The sequence below is a fragment of the Streptomyces hygroscopicus subsp. hygroscopicus genome, from assembly GCF_030269125.1.
Lineage (GTDB): Bacteria > Actinomycetota > Actinomycetes > Streptomycetales > Streptomycetaceae > Streptomyces > Streptomyces hygroscopicus_C.
Genome location: NZ_BSSM01000006.1, coordinates 56,795 through 77,731, shown reverse-complemented (window position 1 = coordinate 77,731; position 20,937 = coordinate 56,795). Strand labels below are relative to the sequence as shown.

General features: G+C 73.0%; 13 protein-coding genes and 2 pseudogenes. 5 read left to right on the top strand and 10 right to left on the bottom strand.

Translation table 11 applies throughout. The features are described from left to right. Positions 1-54: 54 nt before the first annotated feature. On the top strand, positions 55-1,386 hold the full coding sequence (locus QSK45_RS15730) for a protoporphyrinogen/coproporphyrinogen oxidase (RefSeq protein ID WP_285557242.1): 1,332 nt from the start codon (positions 55-57) through the stop codon (positions 1,384-1,386). 38 nt (positions 1,387-1,424) lie between these two features. Here QSK45_RS15730 and QSK45_RS15725 read toward each other — a convergent pair. The 3 genes and pseudogenes from QSK45_RS15725 to QSK45_RS15715 all read right to left on the bottom strand — a co-directional run. Beyond that, positions 1,425-1,550, bottom strand: a pseudogene (locus tag QSK45_RS15725) (glycoside hydrolase family 11 protein); the annotation flags it as partial. A gap of 180 nt (positions 1,551-1,730) precedes the next feature. Then, the gene (locus QSK45_RS15720) at positions 1,731-3,062 is read right to left on the bottom strand and encodes an SGNH/GDSL hydrolase family protein (RefSeq protein ID WP_285557239.1); all 1,332 of its coding nucleotides are present in this window, start codon (positions 3,060-3,062) and stop codon (positions 1,731-1,733) included. Between the two features lie 75 nt (positions 3,063-3,137). Beyond that, positions 3,138-6,371, bottom strand: coding sequence for a glycosyl hydrolase 115 family protein (locus QSK45_RS15715; RefSeq protein WP_490993575.1), 3,234 nt, complete (start codon positions 6,369-6,371; stop codon positions 3,138-3,140). A 387-nt stretch (positions 6,372-6,758) separates the two neighbouring features. Between QSK45_RS15715 and QSK45_RS15710 the strand changes: the two genes are divergently transcribed. Continuing rightward, on the top strand, positions 6,759-7,778 hold the full coding sequence (locus QSK45_RS15710) for a LacI family DNA-binding transcriptional regulator (protein WP_285557237.1): 1,020 nt from the start codon (positions 6,759-6,761) through the stop codon (positions 7,776-7,778). A gap of 73 nt (positions 7,779-7,851) precedes the next feature. Here QSK45_RS15710 and QSK45_RS15705 read toward each other — a convergent pair whose 3' ends face one another. Continuing rightward, positions 7,852-8,550: a VOC family protein gene (locus QSK45_RS15705; RefSeq protein WP_285557235.1), complete on the bottom strand. Its 699-nt coding sequence runs from the start codon at positions 8,548-8,550 to the stop codon at positions 7,852-7,854. A 115-nt stretch (positions 8,551-8,665) separates the two neighbouring features. On the opposite strand from QSK45_RS15705, the gene QSK45_RS15700 reads away from it, so the two are divergent. Together QSK45_RS15700 and QSK45_RS15695 are read left to right on the top strand one after the other, a co-directional pair. Next, the gene (locus tag QSK45_RS15700; RefSeq protein ID WP_285557687.1) at positions 8,666-9,304 is read left to right on the top strand and encodes an RNA polymerase sigma factor; all 639 of its coding nucleotides are present in this window, start codon (positions 8,666-8,668) and stop codon (positions 9,302-9,304) included. Then, positions 9,301-10,410 (top strand): CU044_5270 family protein, encoded by a 1,110-nt coding sequence (locus tag QSK45_RS15695; RefSeq protein WP_285557233.1) that lies wholly within the window; start codon positions 9,301-9,303, stop codon positions 10,408-10,410. The genes QSK45_RS15700 and QSK45_RS15695 overlap by 4 nt, the downstream gene beginning before the upstream one ends. 151 nt (positions 10,411-10,561) lie before the next feature. On the opposite strand, the pseudogene QSK45_RS15690 reads toward QSK45_RS15695, so the two are convergent. After that, positions 10,562-10,658, bottom strand: a pseudogene (locus QSK45_RS15690). A 258-nt stretch (positions 10,659-10,916) separates the two neighbouring features. Here QSK45_RS15690 and QSK45_RS15685 point away from each other — a divergent pair. Continuing rightward, positions 10,917-13,049, top strand: a complete 2,133-nt coding sequence (locus QSK45_RS15685; RefSeq protein ID WP_285557231.1) for a cellulose binding domain-containing protein — start codon at positions 10,917-10,919, stop codon at positions 13,047-13,049. A 748-nt stretch (positions 13,050-13,797) separates the two neighbouring features. Here the strand turns inward: QSK45_RS15685 and QSK45_RS15680 are convergent. The 5 genes from QSK45_RS15680 to QSK45_RS15660 are packed head-to-tail and all read right to left on the bottom strand — an operon-like array spanning position 13,798 to position 20,902. Continuing rightward, positions 13,798-14,130, bottom strand: a complete 333-nt coding sequence (locus QSK45_RS15680) for a cupin domain-containing protein (RefSeq protein ID WP_285557230.1) — start codon at positions 14,128-14,130, stop codon at positions 13,798-13,800. 43 nt (positions 14,131-14,173) lie between these two features. Beyond that, positions 14,174-14,917 carry a respiratory nitrate reductase subunit gamma gene (gene narI / locus QSK45_RS15675; RefSeq protein ID WP_285557228.1) on the bottom strand — a complete coding sequence of 248 codons (744 nt, stop codon included), beginning with the start codon at positions 14,915-14,917 and terminating at the stop codon, positions 14,174-14,176. After that, the gene (gene narJ, locus QSK45_RS15670) at positions 14,914-15,627 is read right to left on the bottom strand and encodes a nitrate reductase molybdenum cofactor assembly chaperone (RefSeq protein ID WP_285557227.1); all 714 of its coding nucleotides are present in this window, start codon (positions 15,625-15,627) and stop codon (positions 14,914-14,916) included. The genes narI and narJ overlap by 4 nt, the downstream gene beginning before the upstream one ends. Then, positions 15,624-17,255, bottom strand: coding sequence for a nitrate reductase subunit beta (narH, locus tag QSK45_RS15665; RefSeq protein ID WP_285557225.1), 1,632 nt, complete (start codon positions 17,253-17,255; stop codon positions 15,624-15,626). The genes narJ and narH overlap by 4 nt, the downstream gene beginning before the upstream one ends. Continuing rightward, positions 17,255-20,902 (bottom strand): nitrate reductase subunit alpha, encoded by a 3,648-nt coding sequence (locus QSK45_RS15660; protein ID WP_285557685.1) that lies wholly within the window; start codon positions 20,900-20,902, stop codon positions 17,255-17,257. The genes narH and QSK45_RS15660 overlap by 1 nt, the downstream gene beginning before the upstream one ends. Positions 20,903-20,937: the final 35 nt, after the last annotated feature.

Sequence of the window (20,937 nt, the reverse complement as noted above, 5' to 3'; positions counted from 1 at the left end):
GACCCGGTCCGCACCGCACTCCCGCCCACCCGCACGCGAAGGAAGGAACCGCTGATGACCGGCACGGACATCGACGTCGCCGTGGTCGGAGCCGGCATCTCGGGCCTGGCCACCGCCTTCCGCCTCGCGGGCACCGGCAGGTCGGTCCGCGTGTTCGAGGCGTGCGGCCGGGTCGGCGGGCGGATGGCCGGCCGCCGCCACCAGGGCTACGTCCTGGACGAGGGGGCGGAGCAGATCGCCACCAGCGGCTACGACACCACCTGGCGGCTGATCCGGGCGGTCGGCCTGCCCGCGGACGCCGTCGTGCCGGTGGGCGGCCGCGTGGCGATCTGGCGTGACGGCCGCGCCCGCCCCGACTTCGGCCATCCCACGGGACTGTTGACCGGCGCGGGCATGTCCTGGCGCGGCCGGCTGTCCTGGCTGCGCTTCACCGCGACGCTCCTGCGGCACCGCAGGCGCTTCGACCTCGATCACCCGGAGGCCACACCACTGGGCGACGCGACCATCGAGGAGTACGCCCGCCGCCACCACCGCGACCTGTACGAGCGCCTGCTGCAGCCGATGTCCGGCACCTTCTTCGGCTGGCGGCCGGAGCGTTCGGCGATCGGGCCGATGGCCGCGCTCCTGCTCGCCGTCGGCGGTGCCGGGGAGCGCTGGGTGGCGTACCGGGACGGCATGGACACCCTGGCCAGGGCGCTGGCGGACCGGCTGGACGTCGTCACCGGCAACGCGGTCGTCGCGGTCGAGCAGGGCCCGCGCTCGGGACGCCTCGACCTGGCCGACGGGCGGACGGTGACCGCCGGGCGGGTCGTACTGGCCGTACCCGCGCCCGTGGCCCTCGCGCTCCACGCCGGTGTCCCGGACGACGAGCGCCCCTACCTCGCGGCGAGCACCTACCGCCCGATGCTCAAGGTGCTGTGCCTGCTGGACCGCCCCCTGCCGAGTCCGACCCGCCGGCCCTCCTACGGGTTGCAGGTCCCCGCCGTGGAGGACCCGGTGTTCGCCGGGGCCATCCTCGACCACATCAAGGCGCCCGGCCGGGTACCGCCCGGCCGCGGCCTGGTCAGCCTGTTCGCCTCGCCGTACGCCTCGACGCGCCTGCTGGCGCACACCGATGACGAGATCGTCTCCGAGGTCCGCGCGCACGCCGAGCGCTACCTCCCGGGCCTGACCGAGGCGACGCGCACGGCCCTCGTGGCGCGCTGGCCCAACGGCCTCCCCGAGGCGGCCCCGGCCGCGCTGCGCCTGCGCCGGGCCTTCCTCGACCGTCCCCTGCGCCGCGTCGACTACGCAGGCGACTGGCTGGCCCTGCGCCCCAACAGCGAGGCCGCCGCCCACTCGGCGACCCTGGTCACGCGCCGCGTCCTGGCCGCCGACGCCCGCTGACCGCCGGCCCGCCCGCCTACGGTGAACCCCGGTCAGCCGACCCTGATGTCGGAGCTGCCGCCGCTCTGGTAGCCCTCGGTCGAGAGGATCAAGTAGTTGAAGGCGCCCCTGCTCGTCCCGTGGCTCGCCCAGGCGTCGAAGTGGTTGCCCGTGGTGATGGCCCCGGCAGCAGCAGCCCGGAGGCGGCCGGCGCCAGGGCACCGGCCCCGGCACCGGCGAGGAGATTCCTGCGGCTGATCGGGTTGGCGGGGGGTTGCTCCTCCCTGCCCATGTTTCCTCCTCGGGAAGGCCCGCGGAGAACCCGGGGCCGCGCCGCGCGGCCCCGGGGGCGCGGATCGGTCCCGCTAGCGGAGACCGAAGTCCGGCACGGGCTGCTCGAACAGCCGGTCCGGCACCGTGTCGGCCAGCACCTGGTAGCCGGCGGGGTTCAGATGCAGGTGGTCGCCGACGTCCAACGACGGCTGGATCCGGCGGGGTTGCTCCGGGTCACGGACCGCCCGGTCGAAGTCGAGCACGGCGTCGAACCGGCCGCTGGTGCGGATCCACCGGTTGACCGTCTGCCGGGCCGCCTCGCGGCGGCCGTCCGGGTCGTCGTACCCCGTGTTCCCTCCGAAGGGCGTCAGCGTGGCCCCGTACACCGGGATGCCCTGCGCGTGCGCCCGCACGATGATCTGGTCGTACGCGGCGATCAGATCCGCCGCGACCTTCTTCTGCGCGGCCTCGGTGGCCTCGGCGGTGCCGATGTCGTTGACGCCCTCGAAGAGGATCAGCCACTTGACGCCGCTCTGCGCCAGCACGTCGCGGTCGAAGCGGGCCAGCGCGTTGGGGCCGAGGCCGTCGTTCAGCACCCGGTTGCCGCCGGCCGCCTGGTTGAGGACCGCGACGCCGGAGGTCTCGGGCCGGGACCGCAGCCGGGCGAGCAGCTGGTCCGGCCACCGGTCGTTCGCGTCGGTCGTGGAGCCCCGGCCGTCGGTCAGCGAGTCGCCCACCACGACGGCCGCGGCCGTGCCGCGCTTGGACCAGACCTCGACTCCGCTGAGGAAGTACCAGTGCTGGGTGGTGGCCGCCCCGCCGAGGTCCGCGTCGTCCAGGTGGTTCCCGCCCACCATGTACGACGTGGTCCGCGAGCCGGGGTGCGAGGTGATGTCGTCCGAGGACTGGCCGTCGGCCAGATAGAGCGTCACCGTGAGGTTGGAACCCGGCCGCAGGTCGAAGTCCAGCGGATCGGAGACGGCCTCCGCGCCGACCGGGACCACCGTGGAGGTCCGGCCGTCGAACGTCACCTTCCGGGTGGTGCCCGCCTGGACGGCGCCGACCCCGGCGCGCCCGCCGGCCGGGAGCGCCACCGAGGCGCCCGTGAGGGGCAGCGCCGCGCCGCCGAACGCGTTGGAGAAGCGCAGCCGCAGATGCGTCCCGCCGACGGAGACGTGCACGGTCTGGCGCACGGTGCTGTCGGCGAATACCTTGCCCGGCTGGGTGAACGGCGCCGGAGGCATGTTGCCCGGCTCGGTCAGCTGCGGCATCGAGGTCCAGGTGTTCACCCAGTGCCCGGCCGCGGCGACCTGGGCTGTGCTCGCCGCGCGTTCCCCGCCGGCCGCGGGGGAGGTGGCGAAACCGGTGGCCGTAAGGACGGCCGCGGCGGCCAGGCTCACCACAAGAGCGGATGTTCGGCCCATGGACTGCGTTCCCTCCCAGGAGGATCGGTGACGACGGTCGTGCCCGTGCCGGCGCCCGGCGGGGAGCCGGGGGTGTCAGCGCAGCCGGAGGCTCTCGGGCGGGCCGAGGTAACTGGGCTTGAGGCCACCGGTGTCCACGACGAGGTGCTGCAGGACGACGGTGGGGTCGACCATCCAGAACTTCAGCACGTGGACCCCCGCCTCGGTGATCCGGTGCGTGGTCGTGGTGACGTTCACGTTGTCGGAGGTGTTCCGCTGCCACTGCGCGTTCATCGTGCCGTCGTCCGAGCCGGTGGCCTTGGTGATGTTCACCGTCCGCGGCTGGTCGTCGTCGAAGGACACGGCGTAGGCGAGACCGCCGTTGGCCAGGACGTCGTTGCGGGGCGAGAGGTACGCGGCCACCGTGACCCGACCGGTCGTGAAGAGCGTGAGGGCGTACTCCAGCCGGGGGCCCTCGCCGCCCGGTGTCCGCCGGGACGCGGTGACCGGGAAGGGCTCCATGCCGGAACCGGTCCTGCCGATCCCGGGGATGCGCCGCCAGGAGACGCCGCCCCCGCCGTGGGCCGCGGAGTAGTGGTCGGCCGCGATGGAGACGTAGCCGCGCGCCTCGACGAATCCGCTCACCTTCCGCGCGGACACGTCCGGGTTGTCCACCGGGGCCTTCACCGTCACCTGCCGGCCGTCCGGACCGGTGACCGTGATCGGCACGGTGGTCCTGCCCTTGGGCGCGCGGGACCAGTCCGCGCGGACGGTGACGCGTGTCTGCCCGTCGACGCGCCCCCTCGTCGCGTCGACGGACAGCCACGGGACCCCGGTGCGGATCTGGTAGTCGAAGGGCTTCGTACCGCGGTTGAAGATCTCGATGTACGGGGCCGGGCCACTGGCGTACGGGCTCAGGCCGGGCAGCACGCACTCGGCCGTGGAGCCGGGCCACACCTGGTCGCTGCCGTCGACGGCGACGCCCATCCGGGACGCCGTGTCCGGGGTGATCCGCTTGACGGCCGGGAAGATGACGTCGGGGATGGCCGCGTTGTCGATCTGCGGCTGCTGCCAGGGGGCGTCCGGGCCGTACCGGGCCACATCGCCGTAGTCGATGTGCGGCTGGGTCTGGAAACCCTTCCATTTCCCGTTCGCCACCTCGTTGTTGAAGTGGTCGGCGAGCGCCTTGTCCTCCGCGAAGTACGATTCCGCGGCCGAGGCGAGGGAGTTGGTGACGGTCCTGCCCTGGTCGGCGTAGAGGAGGTTGGTGAACTGGGCCTGGCGCAGGGCGTAGAGGTTGGCCGTCGCCTTCACCGGATACAGGACGAGTTCGTAGTAGCCGTCATGCTTGTTCGCCGGCAGGGCCTTGCCGACGCGTTCGGCCGCGGCGGACAGCTCCTTCCACTCCTGCGTGACCCGTTCCATCTCCCGGTAGTTGGTGATGCTGAAGGGAGTCGCCCGGTCGTCGTAGACGACGGCGGAGGAGTCGGTCGACAGGTCCTTGCTCGGGTCCACGGTGATCCTGCGGTTGAGCAACTCGGGTTTGCGGCGGGCCTGGAGACACCCGTAGGTGCCCAGGATCCCGGCGATGTCGGCGGCGTGCCCCGGACCGAAGTTCTGCCGCGCGTAGTGCTCCAGCCACTCGGGCACGTCGTCGGCCGTCCAGCGGTCGGGGTTCCACGCGTAGTCGAGGAAGAACTGGGTGGGCAGCTCGTTGCTCTTCAGATCACCGGAGTTGACGATCCACAGCTGCCGGATGCCGTAGGCGTACGCCTGGCCGAGCTGGTCCCGGACATTGGCCAGGTTGGCGGTGTCGACCCACTTGTAGTTGCGTCCGGCGCCGACGTAGTCGAAGTGGTAGTAGAGGCCGTAACCCCCGCTGCGCGCGGGCAGGGAGGGGCTCGGGACCAGGCGCAGGTTGCCCCAGTTGTCGTCGGTGAAGACCACCGTCACGTCGTCGGGCGCGCGCAGGCCCTGCTCCCAGTAGCGCTGGACCTCCTTGTAGAACGTCCACACCTGAGGGGTCTCGGCCTGCGGTCTGCCGGTGACGTCGGCGATGATCCGGCGCTGGGTGGAGACGATGCTCCGCATCAGGTCGATGCCGTCGCCGTCGGGGAGCGCGGTGTCGCCGTTGCCGCGCATGCCGAGGGTCACCACGCCCTCGAAGCCCTCGTCCACCTTCCGGCGGATGCCGTCGGTCCAGTACGCCTTGAGCGCCTCGGCGTTGTGCCTGAAGCTCCACTCGCCGGTGCCGCCGTAGGGGTCGCTGCCCGGGGTGACGATGTTGCCCTGGCTGTCGCGGACGGCGGGTACGGCGTGCCGGTTCCACTCCTCGATGCCGCGCATCATGGGCGCCTCGTGGGATGTGCCCATGACAATGCCGTACGCCGTCGCGGTGGCGTGGTTCTCGGGGTCGTCCTCGGCGAAGGCGCGCCCCCACACCGCGGGCCACAGGTAGTTGGCCTTCAGCCGCAGCATCAGCTCGAAGACCTTGGCGTAGAAGGCGTGGTTGAAACCGCCGGGATGGCCGGCGGCGAGACCGGGGCCGAAGTAGGCCGGCCCCCAGGTGCCCAGCGCGGGGTTCTCGTCGTTGATGAAGAAGCCGCGGTACTTGACGGCGGGTGTGCCCTGGGTGTGGCGGCCGGGCAGCACGTGCAGCAGGTCCTGGTGGCTCGGGGTGGCGTCGGCCCACCAGTACCAGGGTGAGACACCGATGCCCCGGCTGACGTCGTAGATTCCGTAGATGGTGCCGCGCTGGTCGCTGCCGGCGATCACGAAGGCGCGGTCGATGCCGGGCAGCGGGTTGTCCACCACCTGTTCCAGGGAGGTCTCCCACGTGCCGGCGATCCCGGTGACGTCCAGCTTCCCGGCGGCCACCAGCCTGTCGATCAGCGGGCTCCTGCCGATCGTGCCGATGAGCACGATGTCGCGCCGGCCGGCCGGGAGGGCGTCCTCGGACAGGGCGGGCCTGACGCCGGTGACCCGTTCGAGGTCGTCCCGCAGGTCGCCGGCCGCGCGCACGACGCCCGGGTGGTCGCCGGCGCTGACCACGAGGGGGGTGGCCCCGCCGTTCTCGACGAGCGGGAAGGTGCCGGCCCCCCGCGAGGTGGTGATGTACGACCCCGGGTCGGTGGGCCGCGCCGCGCCGCCGGTCCCGCTCGCCCAGGCGGGGCCCGACGCGCCCAGCACGGAGGCCATGGGCGTCGCCAGCGCGGTCAGCCCGACCCCGAGGGCCAGCGCCGTCCGTCGGCTCATGCCGTCCGCGAGGCCGTCGCCGGCCGCGGGGGTGTCGGCTCGTGTGGTGGCGGGCCTGCGCCGCGCAGAGTCCATGCCGCTCTCCATGGGACGGAAGCCCCTTCGTCGTCGAGATGTGCGTACTGCCTACTGCCGCTGCCGAACCGGCCGCCGCGCACCGTCCGTTGTGCGGTCCGGTGTCCCGGGCGGGCGAACGGCTGTCGGCCGGTCGCCGGTGTGGAAGGCCTCCGGGGACGGTCCTCCGGACGGGGTGGAGCATCGAAAGGGGCCCGATACTGTTTCCGGAAAGTTTCCGGAAGTTGTCGCGAAACGTTAGGGTCGCACCGACGGCCCGTCAACCCCCGCGGCATCAACCGGCCCGCGTCCTCGGGGCCTTGGTCCCGCGACGGCTCGGGTGGCCGTCGCGCGGATCCCGCGACCGGCGATTGCCTATGCTGAGGGACCGCAGGCGAGGAGGCATGGATGGCAGCACAGGACGCGGGCCGCGTCACGATCGCGGACATCGCCCGGGAGGCGGGCGTGTCCCTGCCGACGGTCTCCCGGGTGCTCAACGGGCGTGCCGACGTGTCCCCTTCGACCCGCCGCCGGGTCGAGGACCTGCTGGCCCACCACGGCTACCGGAGGCGCGCCGCCCAGACCGCGGGCCGGGCGGAACTGATCGACCTCGTCTTCAACGACCTCGACAGTCCCTGGGCCGTGGAGATCCTGCGCGGGGTGGAGGACGTGGCGCACGCCGCCGGCCTGGGCACCGTGGTCTCCGCGGTGCACCACCGCAGCACGTCGGCCCAGCAGTGGCTGGTCAACCTGCGGGCGCGGGCCTCCGACGGCGTCGTCCTCGTGACCTCGGACCTCGCGCCCGAACTGCACGCCGAGCTACGGCGCCTGGGCGTGCCCACCGTCATCATCGACCCGGCCGGCGTGCCCACCTTCGGCATACCGACGATCGGCGCCATGAACTGGGCCGGCGGCCGCAGCGCCGTCGAGCACCTGCTCTCCCTCGGGCACCGCCGGATCGGCGTCATCACCGGTCCGTCGACCCTGCTGTGCAGCCGCGCCCGCCTGGACGGCTACCGCGCCGCCCTGGAATCCGCCGGCGTGGAGATCGACGACCGGCTCGTCCGCCAGGGCGACTTCTCCCACGAGTCCGGCTTCGCCGCCGGCACCCGGCTGATCACCCTCCCCGAGCCACCGACCGCGATCTTCGCCTCCAGCGACCAGATGGCCCTCGGCGTCTACGAGGCCGCCCGCCGGCACGACCTCCGCATCCCCGACGACCTCAGCGTCGTCGGCTTCGACGACCTCCCCCAGGTCCAGTGGTCCCCGCCGCCACTGACCACGGTCCGTCAGCCCCTGGACGAGATGGGCCAGGTCGCGGCGCGTACGCTGCTGCGGCTGATCCAGGGCGAGACGCTGGAGAGCCCGCACATCGAGTTGGCCACTCAGCTGGTGGTGAGGAGCAGTACGGGGCCGGTGCGGGGGTGAGGCCCCGGACGCCCGGCCCCGCGCGGAACGAGGCGGACTCGGATGTCGCCCTCGTCCCGCCGGGCGAGGGCCCTCACGCGGGTCCGGTGGCCGGTCCCGGCGGGCCGGCCACGCCGACACACGCCTCGTTGCCCTCCGGATCGGCCGGTACCCGGTTCGACGGCGCGTCGGCGTCGTTCACCAGGCGACCGCCGGCCGCGAGCGCCGCGGCTATCCGGGCCTCGGCCTGGTCGTACGGGACCCACACGTCGACATGGACCCGGTTGCGCTGCGGGCGCGGTGCGTCCATCCGCTGGAAGTGGAACGGCGCGCCGCGGCGGCGCGGGTCCACCAGGTCCTCGCCGCTGTGCGCGCGGGCCTCGTAACCGAGCAGGGCACGCCAGAACGCCACCACCTCGGGACGCGCGAGGGCGTCGATGGTGACCTGGACGGTCTGCACGCCGGACGGATCGGCCGGCATGCCCAGGGTGCGGGCCACCGCCGAGATCCGCCGGGCCGTATCGACGTGATGCCCGGTCAGCCCGTAGGAGTCGTCCGTGATCGTGATCAGCCGCACGGTCACGCCCTCCTGCCGCACGTCGACGTCGACGTGCCCGGCCTCGATCCCCGGCATCTCACCGATCGCCTGCACGAACCGGGCGCCGACGGCGAAGGACCCACTGCGGAAGTACGCGCACGCCCCCTCGCCCACGACCCGCCAGTCCTCCACGCCGGCGGCCTCGTGGAACTGCTGCGGCCTGATGCGCGCCACCTTGTTCTCCGCGTAGGCCATGCGCTCAACGTACCGTGCGGGTGCGACAACGCGGGACGCGCTGCCGTGACGCACGGCACAGGAACTCCCCCGTGCCGTGCGGAGAGAAGTGAGTGTGAACAAGTCAGAGAACGACATCCGCCGCCGCGTGCGCGAGGGGGACCGAGAGGCGTTCGCCCAGTTGTACGAGGAGTTCGCCCGAGCCGTGTACAACCACGGGCTGCGGCTGACCGGTGACTGGTCGACGGCCGAAGAGGTCATGTCAGAGACGTTTCTGACCGCGTGGCGCTCGCGTGCGCGGGTCCAGGAGGACGGGGGGTCCCTGCTGCCCTGGCTGCTCGGCATCGCCACCCACAAGGCGGACAACGCGCGCCGGAGCGCGCGCCGGCGGCAGGTGTTCCTGGCGCGTCAGTTGCCGGCCCGGGAGGTGGAGGACTTCGCCGCCCGGACGGCCGGGCGCATCGACGACGCGCGGCGACTGCGGGCCGTGCAGGAGGCGTTGGGGCGGCTGCGGCGTCCGGAGCGGGAGGTGCTCGCCCTGTGCGTCTGGTCCGGGCTGGACTACCAGGAGACGGCCGAGGCGCTGGGCATCGCCGTCGGCACCGTGCGTTCCCGGCTGTCGCGTGCCCGCAAGAAGCTCGCCCGGCTCGCCGACGAGAGCGCGGCGGACGGCCGGGAGCCGCTGGTCGGCGGCCGGGAACCGCGGGCGGGTCGCGGAGAGGTAACCAGTGCGGCCGCGATCGCGGCCCTGCCCGTGCGGGAGGAACTCACATGAACGACAGGACCGCCTTCACGTCCGACGAGCAGGACGACGACCGCGACGAGATCGCGCGCCTGCTGCCGGCCCCGGCCGACCGGGACCTCCCGCGCGAGCAGCACCTTCGTCACAAGGACCTGCTCATGCGCCACATCGACCGCGACCGGGCCGTCTCCACCGAGGCCACCGGACCCGTCGTGTCCACCGGACCCCTCGCATCCGGCGGCCCGTCCGTCCGGCGCGCCCGGCCGCTGCCGCGGACCGTGCTCCTCGTCTCGGCGACCGCGCTGGCCCTGGCCGGCGCGGTGACCGCGGGTGCCGTCCTGGCCGGCACCGGCGGGGAAAAGGGCCGCGGCGGCGCGGCCGTGGACCCGCGGCCCGCCGTGGCCCTGCTGCACCGCATCTCCGACGCCGCGGCCGACCGCAGCGCACCCACCGTGCGCGACGACCAGTTCGTCTACACCCGGGAGAAGATCCGCGAGACCGACCTGACCGGCGGCAAGGCCGTCGTCGGCCCGCTGAAGGACTACGAGAAGTGGCTGGCGCAGCGGCCCGGACCGCTGCACAAGCTCGGCCTTGTCCGCGACGACGGCGAGACCCTGCCCCTCAACGCCGAACTGGGAGACACCGGGGGCACCCCGGCCGGCTTCGGCCGGCCCACCTACCGCTGGCTCGGCTCCCTGCCCACCGATCCGGACAAACTGCTCGCCTACCTGTACGCCAACACGCCCGCCGCCGAGCGGCGAGGGCGCGACCAAGCGGTGTTCGAGCAGATCGGCAACCTGCTCGGCGGAGTGATGCCGCCCCGCACGGCCGCCGCTCTCTACCAGGCCGCCGCCGAGATCCCCGGCGTCAGCCGGTCCGCCGCGGCCCGGGACGCGATCGGCCGGCAGGGCCTCGGCATCGTCCGCGACGACACCCGCTACGGCGTGCGCACGGAGTGGGTCTTCGACCCGAAGGACTACTCCTTCCTCGGCTCCCGCAGCTACCTGATCAAGGACATGCCGTACGCCAAGGCCGGAACCCTGCTGTCCAGCACGGCCGAACTGGCCCACGCCGTCGTCGACAAGGCCGGCCTGCTGCCCGCGGACGGGGGGGACGCGGACCGTACGCGAACCACCTGACCGTCCGCCCGTGCCCCGCGGCGAAGCGCCCGGCGGGGCACGGGCCCACAGGACTCCTCGCCCACGGCCACCGGCTCCGCGTCGCGGCCGGCGGCGGCCGGCTCCCGCGCAGCATGACCGGGGGCGTACCGGTCTCCGGGACGGGCCTCGGCGGAGAGGGCAGGATTCGAACCTGCGTGGGCCCCCGGAGGGGCCCGACCGTGAGTCGAGCTCGCTGGTCCCCGATCAACCACTCCGGGCACCTCTCCCCGTGACCGGTGTTCGGTCTCCCGTTCCGGTCACAGGAACAACAGTGCCAGGGGCCGCTGACCGCCTCCTGACGCGCCGCTGACGGAAGGCACCGCTGTCGAGCGGTACGGGGATGCTCGGCGTGTCAGGAAGATTGACATGGCTTGGGAGCGCTCCCATCATGGGAGCGCTCCCAAGCTCCACGCCCGAGTTCTCCGTCCCTCGTCCGGCTCCGCGGCGTGGCCCCGGGCCGGCGCTTCACCCGGGAGGAACCCCCCATGCTGTTCCGCAGCGGACCGGCCCGCAGGAGATCACGCGGGAGATCAACCGGGCTTCGCCCCCTCGTCGTGACGGTGTCGGCGGCCCTGGCCGTGGCGGCCGCCGTGCTGCCGCTCTCCGCGCCCGCCGCCTCGGCCGACGCGGCCGCCCCGGCCGACACCACGGTCACCGTCAACGCGAGCGCGGGCCTGGGCACCGTCGGTTCCACCGCGCTCGGCGCCAACACCGCCGTCTGGGACTCGTACATGAACGACCCCGAGGTGGCCTCCCTCTACGAGTCCGCGGGGATCGGCGCGCTGCGCTACCCGGGCGGCTCCTACTCCGACATGTACCACTGGGTCGACAACACCGCGCCCGGCGGCTACGTCGCCCCGGGCACCGGCTTCGACGCCTTCATGGGCACCGTGAAGGCCACCGGCGCCCAGCCGATCCTGATCGCCAACTACGGCTCGGGGACGGCCCAGGAGGCCGCGGACTGGGTCCGGTACGCGAACGTCACCAAGGGCTACGGGGCGACGTACTGGGAGATCGGCAACGAGATCTACGGCAACGGCGTCTACGGCAGCGGCTGGGAGAACGACACCCACGCCGACAAGACGCCGGACCAGTACGCCCGGGAGGTCAAGGCCTACGCCCAGGCCATGAAGGCGGTCGACCCCACCGTCAGGATCGGCGCGGTGCTCACCATGCCCGGCAACTGGCCGGACGGCTCGGTGGCCGGCGGTGACACCGGCGACTGGAACCACACCGTGCTCGCCGCCGTCGCCCACGACATCGACTTCGTGAGCGTCCACTGGTACCCCGACACCGGCAACGGCGACCGGGCGCTGTCCGCCGTCCGCCGACTGCCCGGCGAGCTGCGGGAGGTACGGAACCTGCTGGACCGGTACGCGGGCGCCGACTCCGCGCGCGTCGGCATCGCGATGACCGAGGTGAACTCCGACTCCGGCGGCGGTGCCTTCACCAGCCGCCCCAACGGCCTGTTCGCCGCGGAGGCGATCAGCACCGCGCTGGAGAACGGCGTCTTCACCGTGGACTGGTGGGACACCCACAACGGCGCGGGCGGCGTCACCACCGTCGGTGGCGAGACGGACTACGGAGACATGGGCATGCTGTCGAACGGCAGTTGCTCGGGCGGTGTCTGCGAGCCCGCGGTGAACACCCCGTTCGCGCCGTACTACGGGATCAAGACGCTCGGCGCCCTCAGCGACCCGGGCGACAGCATGGTGGCCTCCGGCACCTCCGGTTCCGAGGTCTCCTCGCACGCGGTGCTCCGGGCCGACGGCGACCTCGGCGTCCTGCTGCTCAACAAGAGCCCGGCCACCGAGCACACCGTGGACCTGCGCTACCTGGGCTTCACCGCCGACTCCGCGGCCCCCCGGGTCCAGCGCTGGGCACCCGGTGACGCCGGCCTGGTGGACGCCACCGGCACCGCCACGGCCGGCTCGGCGACCCTGGCGCCGTACTCCCTCACCGTACTGACGCTGCACCCGAAGAGCGGCACCGGCTCGTCCGCCGCCACCGTCGGCGCCCCCGGGGCGCCGAGGACCACCGCGGTCGGCGCCGACAGCGCCACCCTGAGCTGGCCGGCCGCCGACGGCTCGGTGGACCGGTACGAGGTCTACGAGCAGCTCGGCACCAACCTCCAGCTGCTCGGCTCCTCCACCGGAACCTCCGTCACGCTCCCCAACCTGCCGGCCGGCTCCCGGCACACCGTCGACGTGCTGGCCCGGGACAAGGCGGGCCACCTCTCCAGGCCCTCCGTCCCGCTGACCTTCACCACGAGCACGCCGGACGACAGCACCTGCACCGTCTCGTACCAGGTGACCTCCGGCTGGGGCAACGGCTTCGTCTCCGACGTCGTGGTGAGCAACGTCGGACCGGCGGACATCGACGGCTGGACGCTGACCTTCGACTGGCCGTCGACCGGTCAGTCCGTGTCCTCGTCGTGGAACGCCGAGGTCACCGGTGAGGGGCAGCACGTCCATGTGACCAACGGCGAGCACAACGCCGAACTCGCGCCGAACGGCGGCAACTCCGTCGAATTCGGCTTCGTCGGCGCCAACGACGGCGCCAACCCCGCTCCGACGGCCTTCACCCTCAACGGAACGGTGTGCCGGACGATCTCCTGAGCCACGGCACTCCGGGCGGGGCGGCTCGGCCGTCCGCCCGGGGCGCCTCCCCGGACCGGAGCGCGGGCGACCGTCCTCGCTCCGGTCCGATCCGCGCGCGGGAGGCGCGGCCGGTCGGATCGCGTCACGGCCGCGTCCGGGCGATGGTGGCGCCGGCGGGCGAGCCCGGCTTCGGCGCGGCCGGGCCCACCGTGTCGAAGCGGACGCCGCGCGCCGCACCGGGCCGTCCGGCTCCGGGCCGCGCGGCCCTCGCCGCGCCGTCGGCGGGGCACCCCGGGGCGTCGGGATGACGACTCGTCGGCGGCCGCAAGCGGTCGCGCCGCGTTCCTGGGCGCGGGGCCGGGGTCCGTGCCCGGGAAGGGTCTCCCGACGTCCGGACCAAGCGGCTCCTCCGCCCTCACCCCCGGCCGTGCCGGGAGTGGAAGGGGCGGACCGAGGACTGCCTTCGCGGTCAGTGCGACCCGAGCGGCCGAACCGCGCACCCGGCCGGGGAAGCGGCCGGGCCGCCGCCCTGGACGCGGCCACGGCACCCCGCCGCGGCAGCCCTCGGCCCGCGCCGAAGCGTCGGGCGGCAGCGGACTTCCGCCCACCGTCCGGTTCGACGAGGGCGCCCCGGTCCTCGCGACCTCCGGCGGCGCCTTCCCCGCCCCTGACCCGACGCACCGCACCGCGGCCGGGGCCCGTCGGGCCGCCGTCGCGAAGGATCCCGCCTCGGTCCCCGAAGCCGGCCCGCCGGCAGCCGCCTGGGTCAGGCGGTCCTGGCGACGGTCAGCAGTGCGGCGGAGTCCTCCAGGGCCTCCAGGCTGTGGCGGGCGGGCGGGATCGGGAGCAGGTCTCCGGCCGAGCCCTCCCACGACTCGTCGCCGCTGTGCAGCCGTACCCGTCCCCGCAGCACGAGGAGGGTGGCCTCACCGGGGTTCTCGTGTTCGGCGAGGTCGGTGCCCGCGCGCAGGGCGAGGAGGGTCTGGCGCAGTCGGTGCTCGTGGCCGCCGTAGAGGGTCTCGGCGCTGCGGCCCGTGGAGGAGGCCGCGGCCCGCTCCAGGTGCTCGTCGGCCTTGGTGTCGAGGGAGAGCTTCTGCATGGCTCGGTCGCCGTTTCTGTGTCGGAGGGCTTCGGGTTCGGGGTCAGTAGCGGGCGCCGATGCGGCGCCAGCGGCGTCCGCTGGTGCCCGGCTCGGTGGGGTGGGCGGGGACCCGGCTGCGGTAGAGGACGAAGGGCCGCCACAGATACCACAGCGGGATGCTCCAGGCGTGCACCAGCCGGGTGAAGGGCCACACGGCGAGGATGGCCCAGGCGGCGGTGGCGTGCACCTGGTAGATCAGCGGTGCGTGGGAGATGGCGGCGACGTCCGGGGCGCCGGCGAACAGGCCGCGGAACCACAGCGCCACACTCCGGCGGTAGTCGTAGCCGGCACCGAAGAGGTTGACGCCCATCGTCGGGACGATGCCGAGCACGATGACGATCGCCAGCAGGACGAGGGCCACCCAGTCGACGGGGCTCGTGGTGGCCCGCACCCGGGGCACAGCGGTGCGGCGGAAGGCGAGGATCGCCACGCCGAGGGCGACGGCCAGCGCGGCGACGGTGCCGCCGATGGAGGAGAACCAGCGGTAGGTGCCCTCCGGGACGCCGAGCCACCGGGTGAACGACTCGGGGATCAGGATGCCCATGACGTGTCCGGCGATCGCGGCGAACGTGCCGTAGTGGAAGAGCGGCCCGCCCCATTTCAGCAGGCGGCGCTCCTGGAGCTGGGTCGAGCGGCTGGTCCAGCCGAACTGGTCGTAGCGCCAGCGCCAGACGTGGCCGACGACGAAGGTGACGAGGGCGAGGTAGGGCAGGATCACCCACCACCACAGGTCCCAGGAACTCACCGGCCCTCCTTCGTCCTCGTGAATGCCTCCCGTGCCGGATACCCGGACGGTTCCGGGCCTGCGGGCGGAGCGAACGGCCCCAGCCCGGTCCGCTCCGGTGGGCCGAAGGGTTCGAGACCGACCTGTTCGCCCGGCGGCCCCTCGGCGGCCAGCCGCCGCCACGCGTCGCGCTCGCCCCGGCCCGGTTCCGGCAGCCGCCCGCTGAGCGTGTCGAGGACGCCGGCGTACGGGCTGGAGTGCTCGTGCAGCGCCTGGCGCAGGAGTTCCAGTCCGGCCCGGTACTGGAGCAGGATGCGATGGCCGGGTCGGGGGGCGAGGGCGGCGAACTCCAGGACCAGCGGCAGGAAGTCGGGCAGTTCGCTTTCGGGCGGCTCGTGCCCGGCCTGCCGGTAGGCGTGTTTGAGGGCGAGGAGAGCCATGCCACGGGCGCGGGTGTCGCCGTGCCGGTAGTAGGTCAGGTGCATGGTGCGGCGGCGCGTGTGGTCGAAGGTGTCCACGTACCGCTGCGCGGCTTCGGTGGGGGACGGCTCCGAGACGTGGCGGCACGCGGCGGCGAGCCGCGTGCGGTCGGCCGGGTCGACGACGGCGGGGAGCGCGGCGGTCACGTCGCCGAGGCAGGCGAGCACCGCCTCGTCCGGGTAGCGCAGGAGGACCGAGGCGATGCGGTGCACCAGTGGTGTGTCGGCCGGCGCGCGCCGGCGGCCGGTCACCGGCCGCTCCCGTCGTCGAAGAGGCCGGGGACGGGGCCGGATCCGTTCCAGCCGAGGAGGTTGAAGCGCACCCTGCCGTCGCTGTCGCGGAACCGACTGCCGCCGCCCGAGGGCGCCGGGCCCGGCGGCGGTGGCGGGGCGGCGACCCGCTGGTCCTCGTCGTGGGCGGCGAGGTCGGCGACGCCGCCGGGGTAGTCGAGGGAGCAGTGCTGGGCCATCAGCGCGCCGGAGCCCTCGGCGTGCACCCGGGGGACGACGTAGCGGTCGTCGTACTTGGCGATGGCCAGCAGCCGGTACAGGTCCTCGATGTCCTCGGCGCTCGCGCCGACCTGGCCGAGCAGGGCCCGGTCGGGCGGGTCGCCGAGTTGCAGCGCGCGCATGTGGGCGCGCATCGCGGTCAGCTTGCGCAGCACGCCCTCCACCACGGCGGTGTCACCGGCGGTGAAGAGGTTGGCCAGGTACTCCATGGGGACGCGCAGGGCGTCGATGGCGGCGAAGACACGGTCGGGGTCGTCGTCGTGGTAGCCGGTGGCGTGCACCGCGTCCGTGACCGGGGACAGGGGTGGGACGTACCAGACCATCGGCATGGTGCGGTACTCCGGGTGCAGCGGCAGCGCCACCCGGTGCTTCTTGATCAGCGCGTACACCGGGGAGCGCCGGGCGGCCTCGATCCAGTCGTGGGCGATGCCGTCACGCTCCGCCGCCGCCCGTACTCCTGGGTCCTCCGGATCGAGGAAGACGGACAACTGCGCCTCGTACAGGTCCTTTTCGTCCTTCGCCGAGGCGGCGCCCAGGACGGCGTCGGCGTCGTAGAGCATCACGCCCAGGTGGCGCAGCCGGCCCACGCAGGTCTCGGAGCAGATGGTGGGCTGCCCGGCCTCGATGCGCGGGTAGCAGAAGGTGCACTTCTCGGCCTTGCCGGTGCGGTGGTTGAAGTACACCTTCTTGTACGGGCAGCCCGACACGCAGAACCGCCAGCCGCGGCAGCGGTCCTGGTCGACCAGGACGATCCCGTCCTCCTCCCGTTTGTACATGGCGCCCGAGGGACAGGAGGCGACGCAGGAGGGGTTGAGGCAGTGCTCGCAGATGCGCGGCAGGTAGAACATGAACGCGTGCTCGAACTCCATCCGCACCTGTTCCGACAGACCTTCCAGGTTCGGGTCGGCGATGGCGTACTCGGCGGCCCCGGCGAGGTCGTCGTCCCAGTTGGGTCCGTGCACGGGCCGCATGTCCCGGCCGGTGAGCTGGGACTTGGGGCGGGCGCTGGGGAAGCTGTCGGACAGCGGCGCGGTGGTCAGGCTCTGGTAGTCGTACGTCCACGGCTCGTAGAAGTCGTCGAGCGAGGGGAGGTCCGGGTTGTAGAAGAGGCCGAGCAGCTTGCGCACCCGGCCGCCGGCCTTCAGCGTCAGTCCGCCCCGCCGGTTCAGGGTCCAGCCGCCCTTCCACTTCTCCTGATCCTCGTAGCGGCGCGGGTATCCCGTGCCCGGTTTGGTCTCGACGTTGTTGAACCAGACGTACTCGGACCCGGGCCGGTTGGTCCAGGTCTGTTTGCAGGTGACGGAGCAGGTATGGCATCCGATGCACTTGTCGAGGTTCATCACCATCGCGACCTGCGCCATGACACGCATCAGAACTCGACCTCCTGTGCACGCCGCCGGATGACGGTGATCTCGTCGCGCTGGTTGCCGGTGGGGCCGATGTAGTTGAAGCCGTAGGAGAACTGGGCGTAGCCCCCGATGAGATGGGTGGGCTTGAGCAGCAGGCGGGTGAGGGAGTTGTCGCCGCCGCCGTGCAGGCCGGAGGTCTCCGTCCTCGGCACGTTCAGGTGCCGGTCCATGGTGTGGTGCATGTACACGGTTCCCTCGGGCATGCGGTGGCTGACCACCGCGCGGCAGGCGACCACGCCGTTGCGGTTGTACGCCTCGATCCAGTCGTTGTCCGCCACCCCGATCCGATCCGCGTCCTTCGGGCTCATCCAGATCACCGGGCCGCCGCGGAAGAGGGTGAGCATGTGCAGGTTCTCCTGGTACTCGGAGTGGATGGACCACTTCGAGTGCGGGGTCAGGTAGCGCACCACGAGCTCCGGGCGGCCGTCCGGTGAGCGACGCGGATCGCCGAAACGGGCCACCATGTTCAACGGCGGCCGGTACACCGGGAGCTGCTCACCGAACTCGGCCATCCAGTCGTGGTCGAGGAAGAAGTGCTGGCGGCCGGTGAGGGTGTGCCAGGGCTTGAGGCGTTCGACGTTGACGGTGAACGGGGAGTAGCGGCGGCCGCCGGACTCGGTGCCGGACCACTCCGCCGAGGTGATCACCGCGCGGGGCCGGCCGCGGGTGTCCTCGAACGTGATGCGGTCGCCGGAGCGTTCCCCGGCGAGATCGGCCAGCTCCACGCCGGTGCGCTCCTCCAGCGCGCGCAGCGACTGGACGGCCAGGCGGCCGTTGGTGGTGCCGGACAGGGCGAGGATCGCCTCGCAGAACTGGTCGTCGCGGGCGATCGAGGGACGTCCGTCGGCGATGCCGCCGCGCACGGTGCCGTTGCGGCGGCGCAAGTAGTCGATCTCCTGCTCGGGCTTCCAGGTCACGCCCTTGGTGGTGGTGCCCAGGCTGTCCAGCAGCGGGCCGATGGCGGCCATCTTCTCGGCCACCGCCGCGTAGTCGCGCTCCACCACGATCAGCTTCGGCATCGTCCGACCCGGTACCGGCTCGCACTCGCCGGCCCTCCAGTCCCGTACCCGTCCGTGTGGCTGCGCCATTTCGTCCGGCGTGTCGTGGGCGAGCGGGGCGGCGATCACATCCCGGCGCACGCCCAGGTGGACCGCGGCGAGCCTGGCGAACTCGGCGGCGAGGGTGTGGAAGACGTCGAAGTCGGTGCGGCTCTGCCACGGGGGCGCGATCGCCGGGCTGAAGGCGTGCACGAACGGGTGCATGTCGGTGGAGGACAGGTCGTACTTCTCGTACCAGGTCGCGGCCGGCAGCACCACGTCCGAGAACAGGCAGGTGCCGGTCATGCGGAAGTCGACCGCCACCGACAGGTCGAGCTTGCCGACCGGGGCCTGTTCGCGCCAGGTGACGTCCCTCGGCCGCAGGTCGGGCGGGGTCTCCGCGGCGGTGACGGCGTCGTCGGTGCCGAGCAGGTGCCGCAGCATGTACTCGTGGCCCTTCATCGACGACGCGAACAGGTTCGCCCGCCAGACGAGCAGGACACGGGGGAAGTTGGCCGGGTCGTCCGGGTCCTCGGCGGCGAACCGCAGCCTGCCGGCTTTCAGCTCCTCGACGACGTACTCCGGTACCTCCTTGCCGGCCCGCTCGGCCTCGTCGCACAGGTCCAGGGGGTTGCGGTCGAACGCCGGATGGGAGGGCATCCAGCCCAGCCGGGCGGCCAGCGCGTTGCAGTCCGGCAGGGTCCGGCCCGCGAGCGTACCCCGCCCGAGCGGACCGGCCAGGGTGTCGGCGGGGAACGCCTCGTAGCGCCACTGGTCGGTGGCCAGCCAGAACAGGGGGGTGCCCACCATGTGCCGGGTGGGCCGCTGCCAGTCCAGGCCGAAGGCGAGGTGGAACCATCCGGTCAGCGGCCGCACCTTCTCCTGGCCGACGTAGTGGGCCCAGCCGCCGCCGTTCACGCCCTGGCTGCCCGTCAGCATCACCAGGGACAGGAAGGCGCGGTAGATCTGGTCGGAGTGGAACCAGTGGTTGGTGCCCGCCCCCATCGCGATCATCGAGCGGCCCCGGGTGCGCTCCGCGTTGCGGGCGAACTCCCGGGCCACCCGAGCCGCCGCCCTGGCCGGCACCGAGGTGATCGCCTCCTGCCAGGCCGGTGTGCACGGGCTGCCCGTGTCGTCGTAACCGGTGGGCCACCGGCCGGGCAGGCCCTCGCGGCCCACCCCGTACTGGGCGAGCACCAGGTCGAAGACGGTGGTCACCAGGTGCCCGCCGACCCGCACCGCCGGTACGCCGCGTCGCAGCACCCCGCCGGGATCGCCGGGCTCCGTGTCGAACCGCGGCAGGTCGACGGCCACCGCCTCCCGGTCCGGACGCCCGTTCAGGGTCAGCAGGGGGTCGGCCCCGTCCAGCCGCAGGTTCCACCGGCCCCGGCCCGACTCGGACCAGCGAAAGCCCAGTGATCCGTTCGGCACCACCGGCTCGCCGGTGCGCCCGTCCAGCAGCACCGTCTTGAACTCGGCGGCCTCCGTGGCCGGGCCGGGCAGGTCGGCGGCGGTGAGGAACTTGTCCGGCACGTACCCGCCGCCGTCGCGCTCGCGCAGCCGCACGAGGAACGGCAGGTCCGTGTAGGTCTTGGCGTACTCGGTGAAGTACGGGACCTGCCGGTCGCGGTAGAACTCGGCGAGGACGACGTGCCCCATGGCCAGCGCCAGGGCGCCGTCCGTGCCCGGGGCCGCCGCGAGCCAGTCGTCGGCGAACTTGGTGTGGTCGCCGTAGTCCGGCGAGACCACCACGACCTTCTGCCCCCTGTAGCGGGCCTCGGTCATGAAGTGCGCGTCCGGGGTGCGGGTGATGGGCAGGTTGGTGCCCCACACGATCAGGTAGCCGGCGTTCCACCAGTCGCCGGACTCCGGGACGTCCGTCTGGTCGCCGAACACCTGCGGTGAGGCCATCGGCAGGTCGGCGTACCAGTCGTAGAACGAGGAGATCGTTCCGCCGATCATGGACAGGTACCGGGTCCCGGCCGCGTAGGACGCCATGGACATGGCCGGAATCGGGGAGAACCCCACGATCCGGTCCGGACCGTACCGTTTCACGGTGTGCACCTGCGCCGCCGCCAGCATCTCCGTGACCTCGGGCCAGGCGCAGCGCACGAACCCGCCCTTGCCGCGGGCCCGCTTGTAGGCGGCGCACCGCCCGGGGTCCGAGGTCAGCCACGCCCACGCCTCGACCGGGTCCGCGTACCGTGCCTTCGCCCGCCGCCACAACTGAAGCAGCGGGCCGCGCACGTAGGGGTGGCGGACGCGGGTGGGCGAGTAGGTGTACCAGGAGAACGACGCGCCGCGCGGGCAGCCCCGCGGCTCGTACTCCGGGGAGTCCGGGCCGACCGAAGGGTAGTCGGTCGCCTGGGTCTCCCACGTGATCAGGCCGTCCTTGACGAACACCCGCCACGAGCACGAGCCCGTGCAGTTCACGCCGTGCGTGGAGCGCACCTCCCGGTCGTGGCGCCACCGTTCCCGGTAGAACTCCTCCGCCGCCCGGCCGCCCTCGCGGTACAGCGTCCGCCGGTCGGGCGACTGGGTGCCGGGGAAGAAGTACTGCGCCGTGCGCATCAGCCGCTCGGCCGCGGCATCCGCCCGGTCGGTAC

Excerpts from the sequence above, each read along its gene's own strand:
- QSK45_RS15705 (WP_285557235.1), bottom strand. The coding sequence starts at position 8,550 with ATGGCCTACGCGGAGAACAAGGTGGCGCGCATCAGGCCGCAGCAGTTC.
- QSK45_RS15695 (WP_285557233.1), top strand. The coding sequence starts at position 9,301 with ATGAACGACAGGACCGCCTTCACGTCCGACGAGCAGGACGACGACCGC.
- QSK45_RS15715 (WP_490993575.1), bottom strand. The coding sequence starts at position 6,371 with ATGGACTCTGCGCGGCGCAGGCCCGCCACCACACGAGCCGACACCCCC.
- QSK45_RS15730 (WP_285557242.1), top strand. The coding sequence starts at position 55 with ATGACCGGCACGGACATCGACGTCGCCGTGGTCGGAGCCGGCATCTCG.
- QSK45_RS15680 (WP_285557230.1), bottom strand. The coding sequence starts at position 14,130 with ATGCAGAAGCTCTCCCTCGACACCAAGGCCGACGAGCACCTGGAGCGG.
- QSK45_RS15720 (WP_285557239.1), bottom strand. The coding sequence starts at position 3,062 with ATGGGCCGAACATCCGCTCTTGTGGTGAGCCTGGCCGCCGCGGCCGTC.
- QSK45_RS15660 (WP_285557685.1), bottom strand. The coding sequence starts at position 20,902 with ATGCGCACGGCGCAGTACTTCTTCCCCGGCACCCAGTCGCCCGACCGG.
- narH (WP_285557225.1), bottom strand. The coding sequence starts at position 17,255 with ATGCGTGTCATGGCGCAGGTCGCGATGGTGATGAACCTCGACAAGTGC.
- QSK45_RS15710 (WP_285557237.1), top strand. The coding sequence starts at position 6,759 with ATGGCAGCACAGGACGCGGGCCGCGTCACGATCGCGGACATCGCCCGG.
- QSK45_RS15685 (WP_285557231.1), top strand. The coding sequence starts at position 10,917 with ATGCTGTTCCGCAGCGGACCGGCCCGCAGGAGATCACGCGGGAGATCA.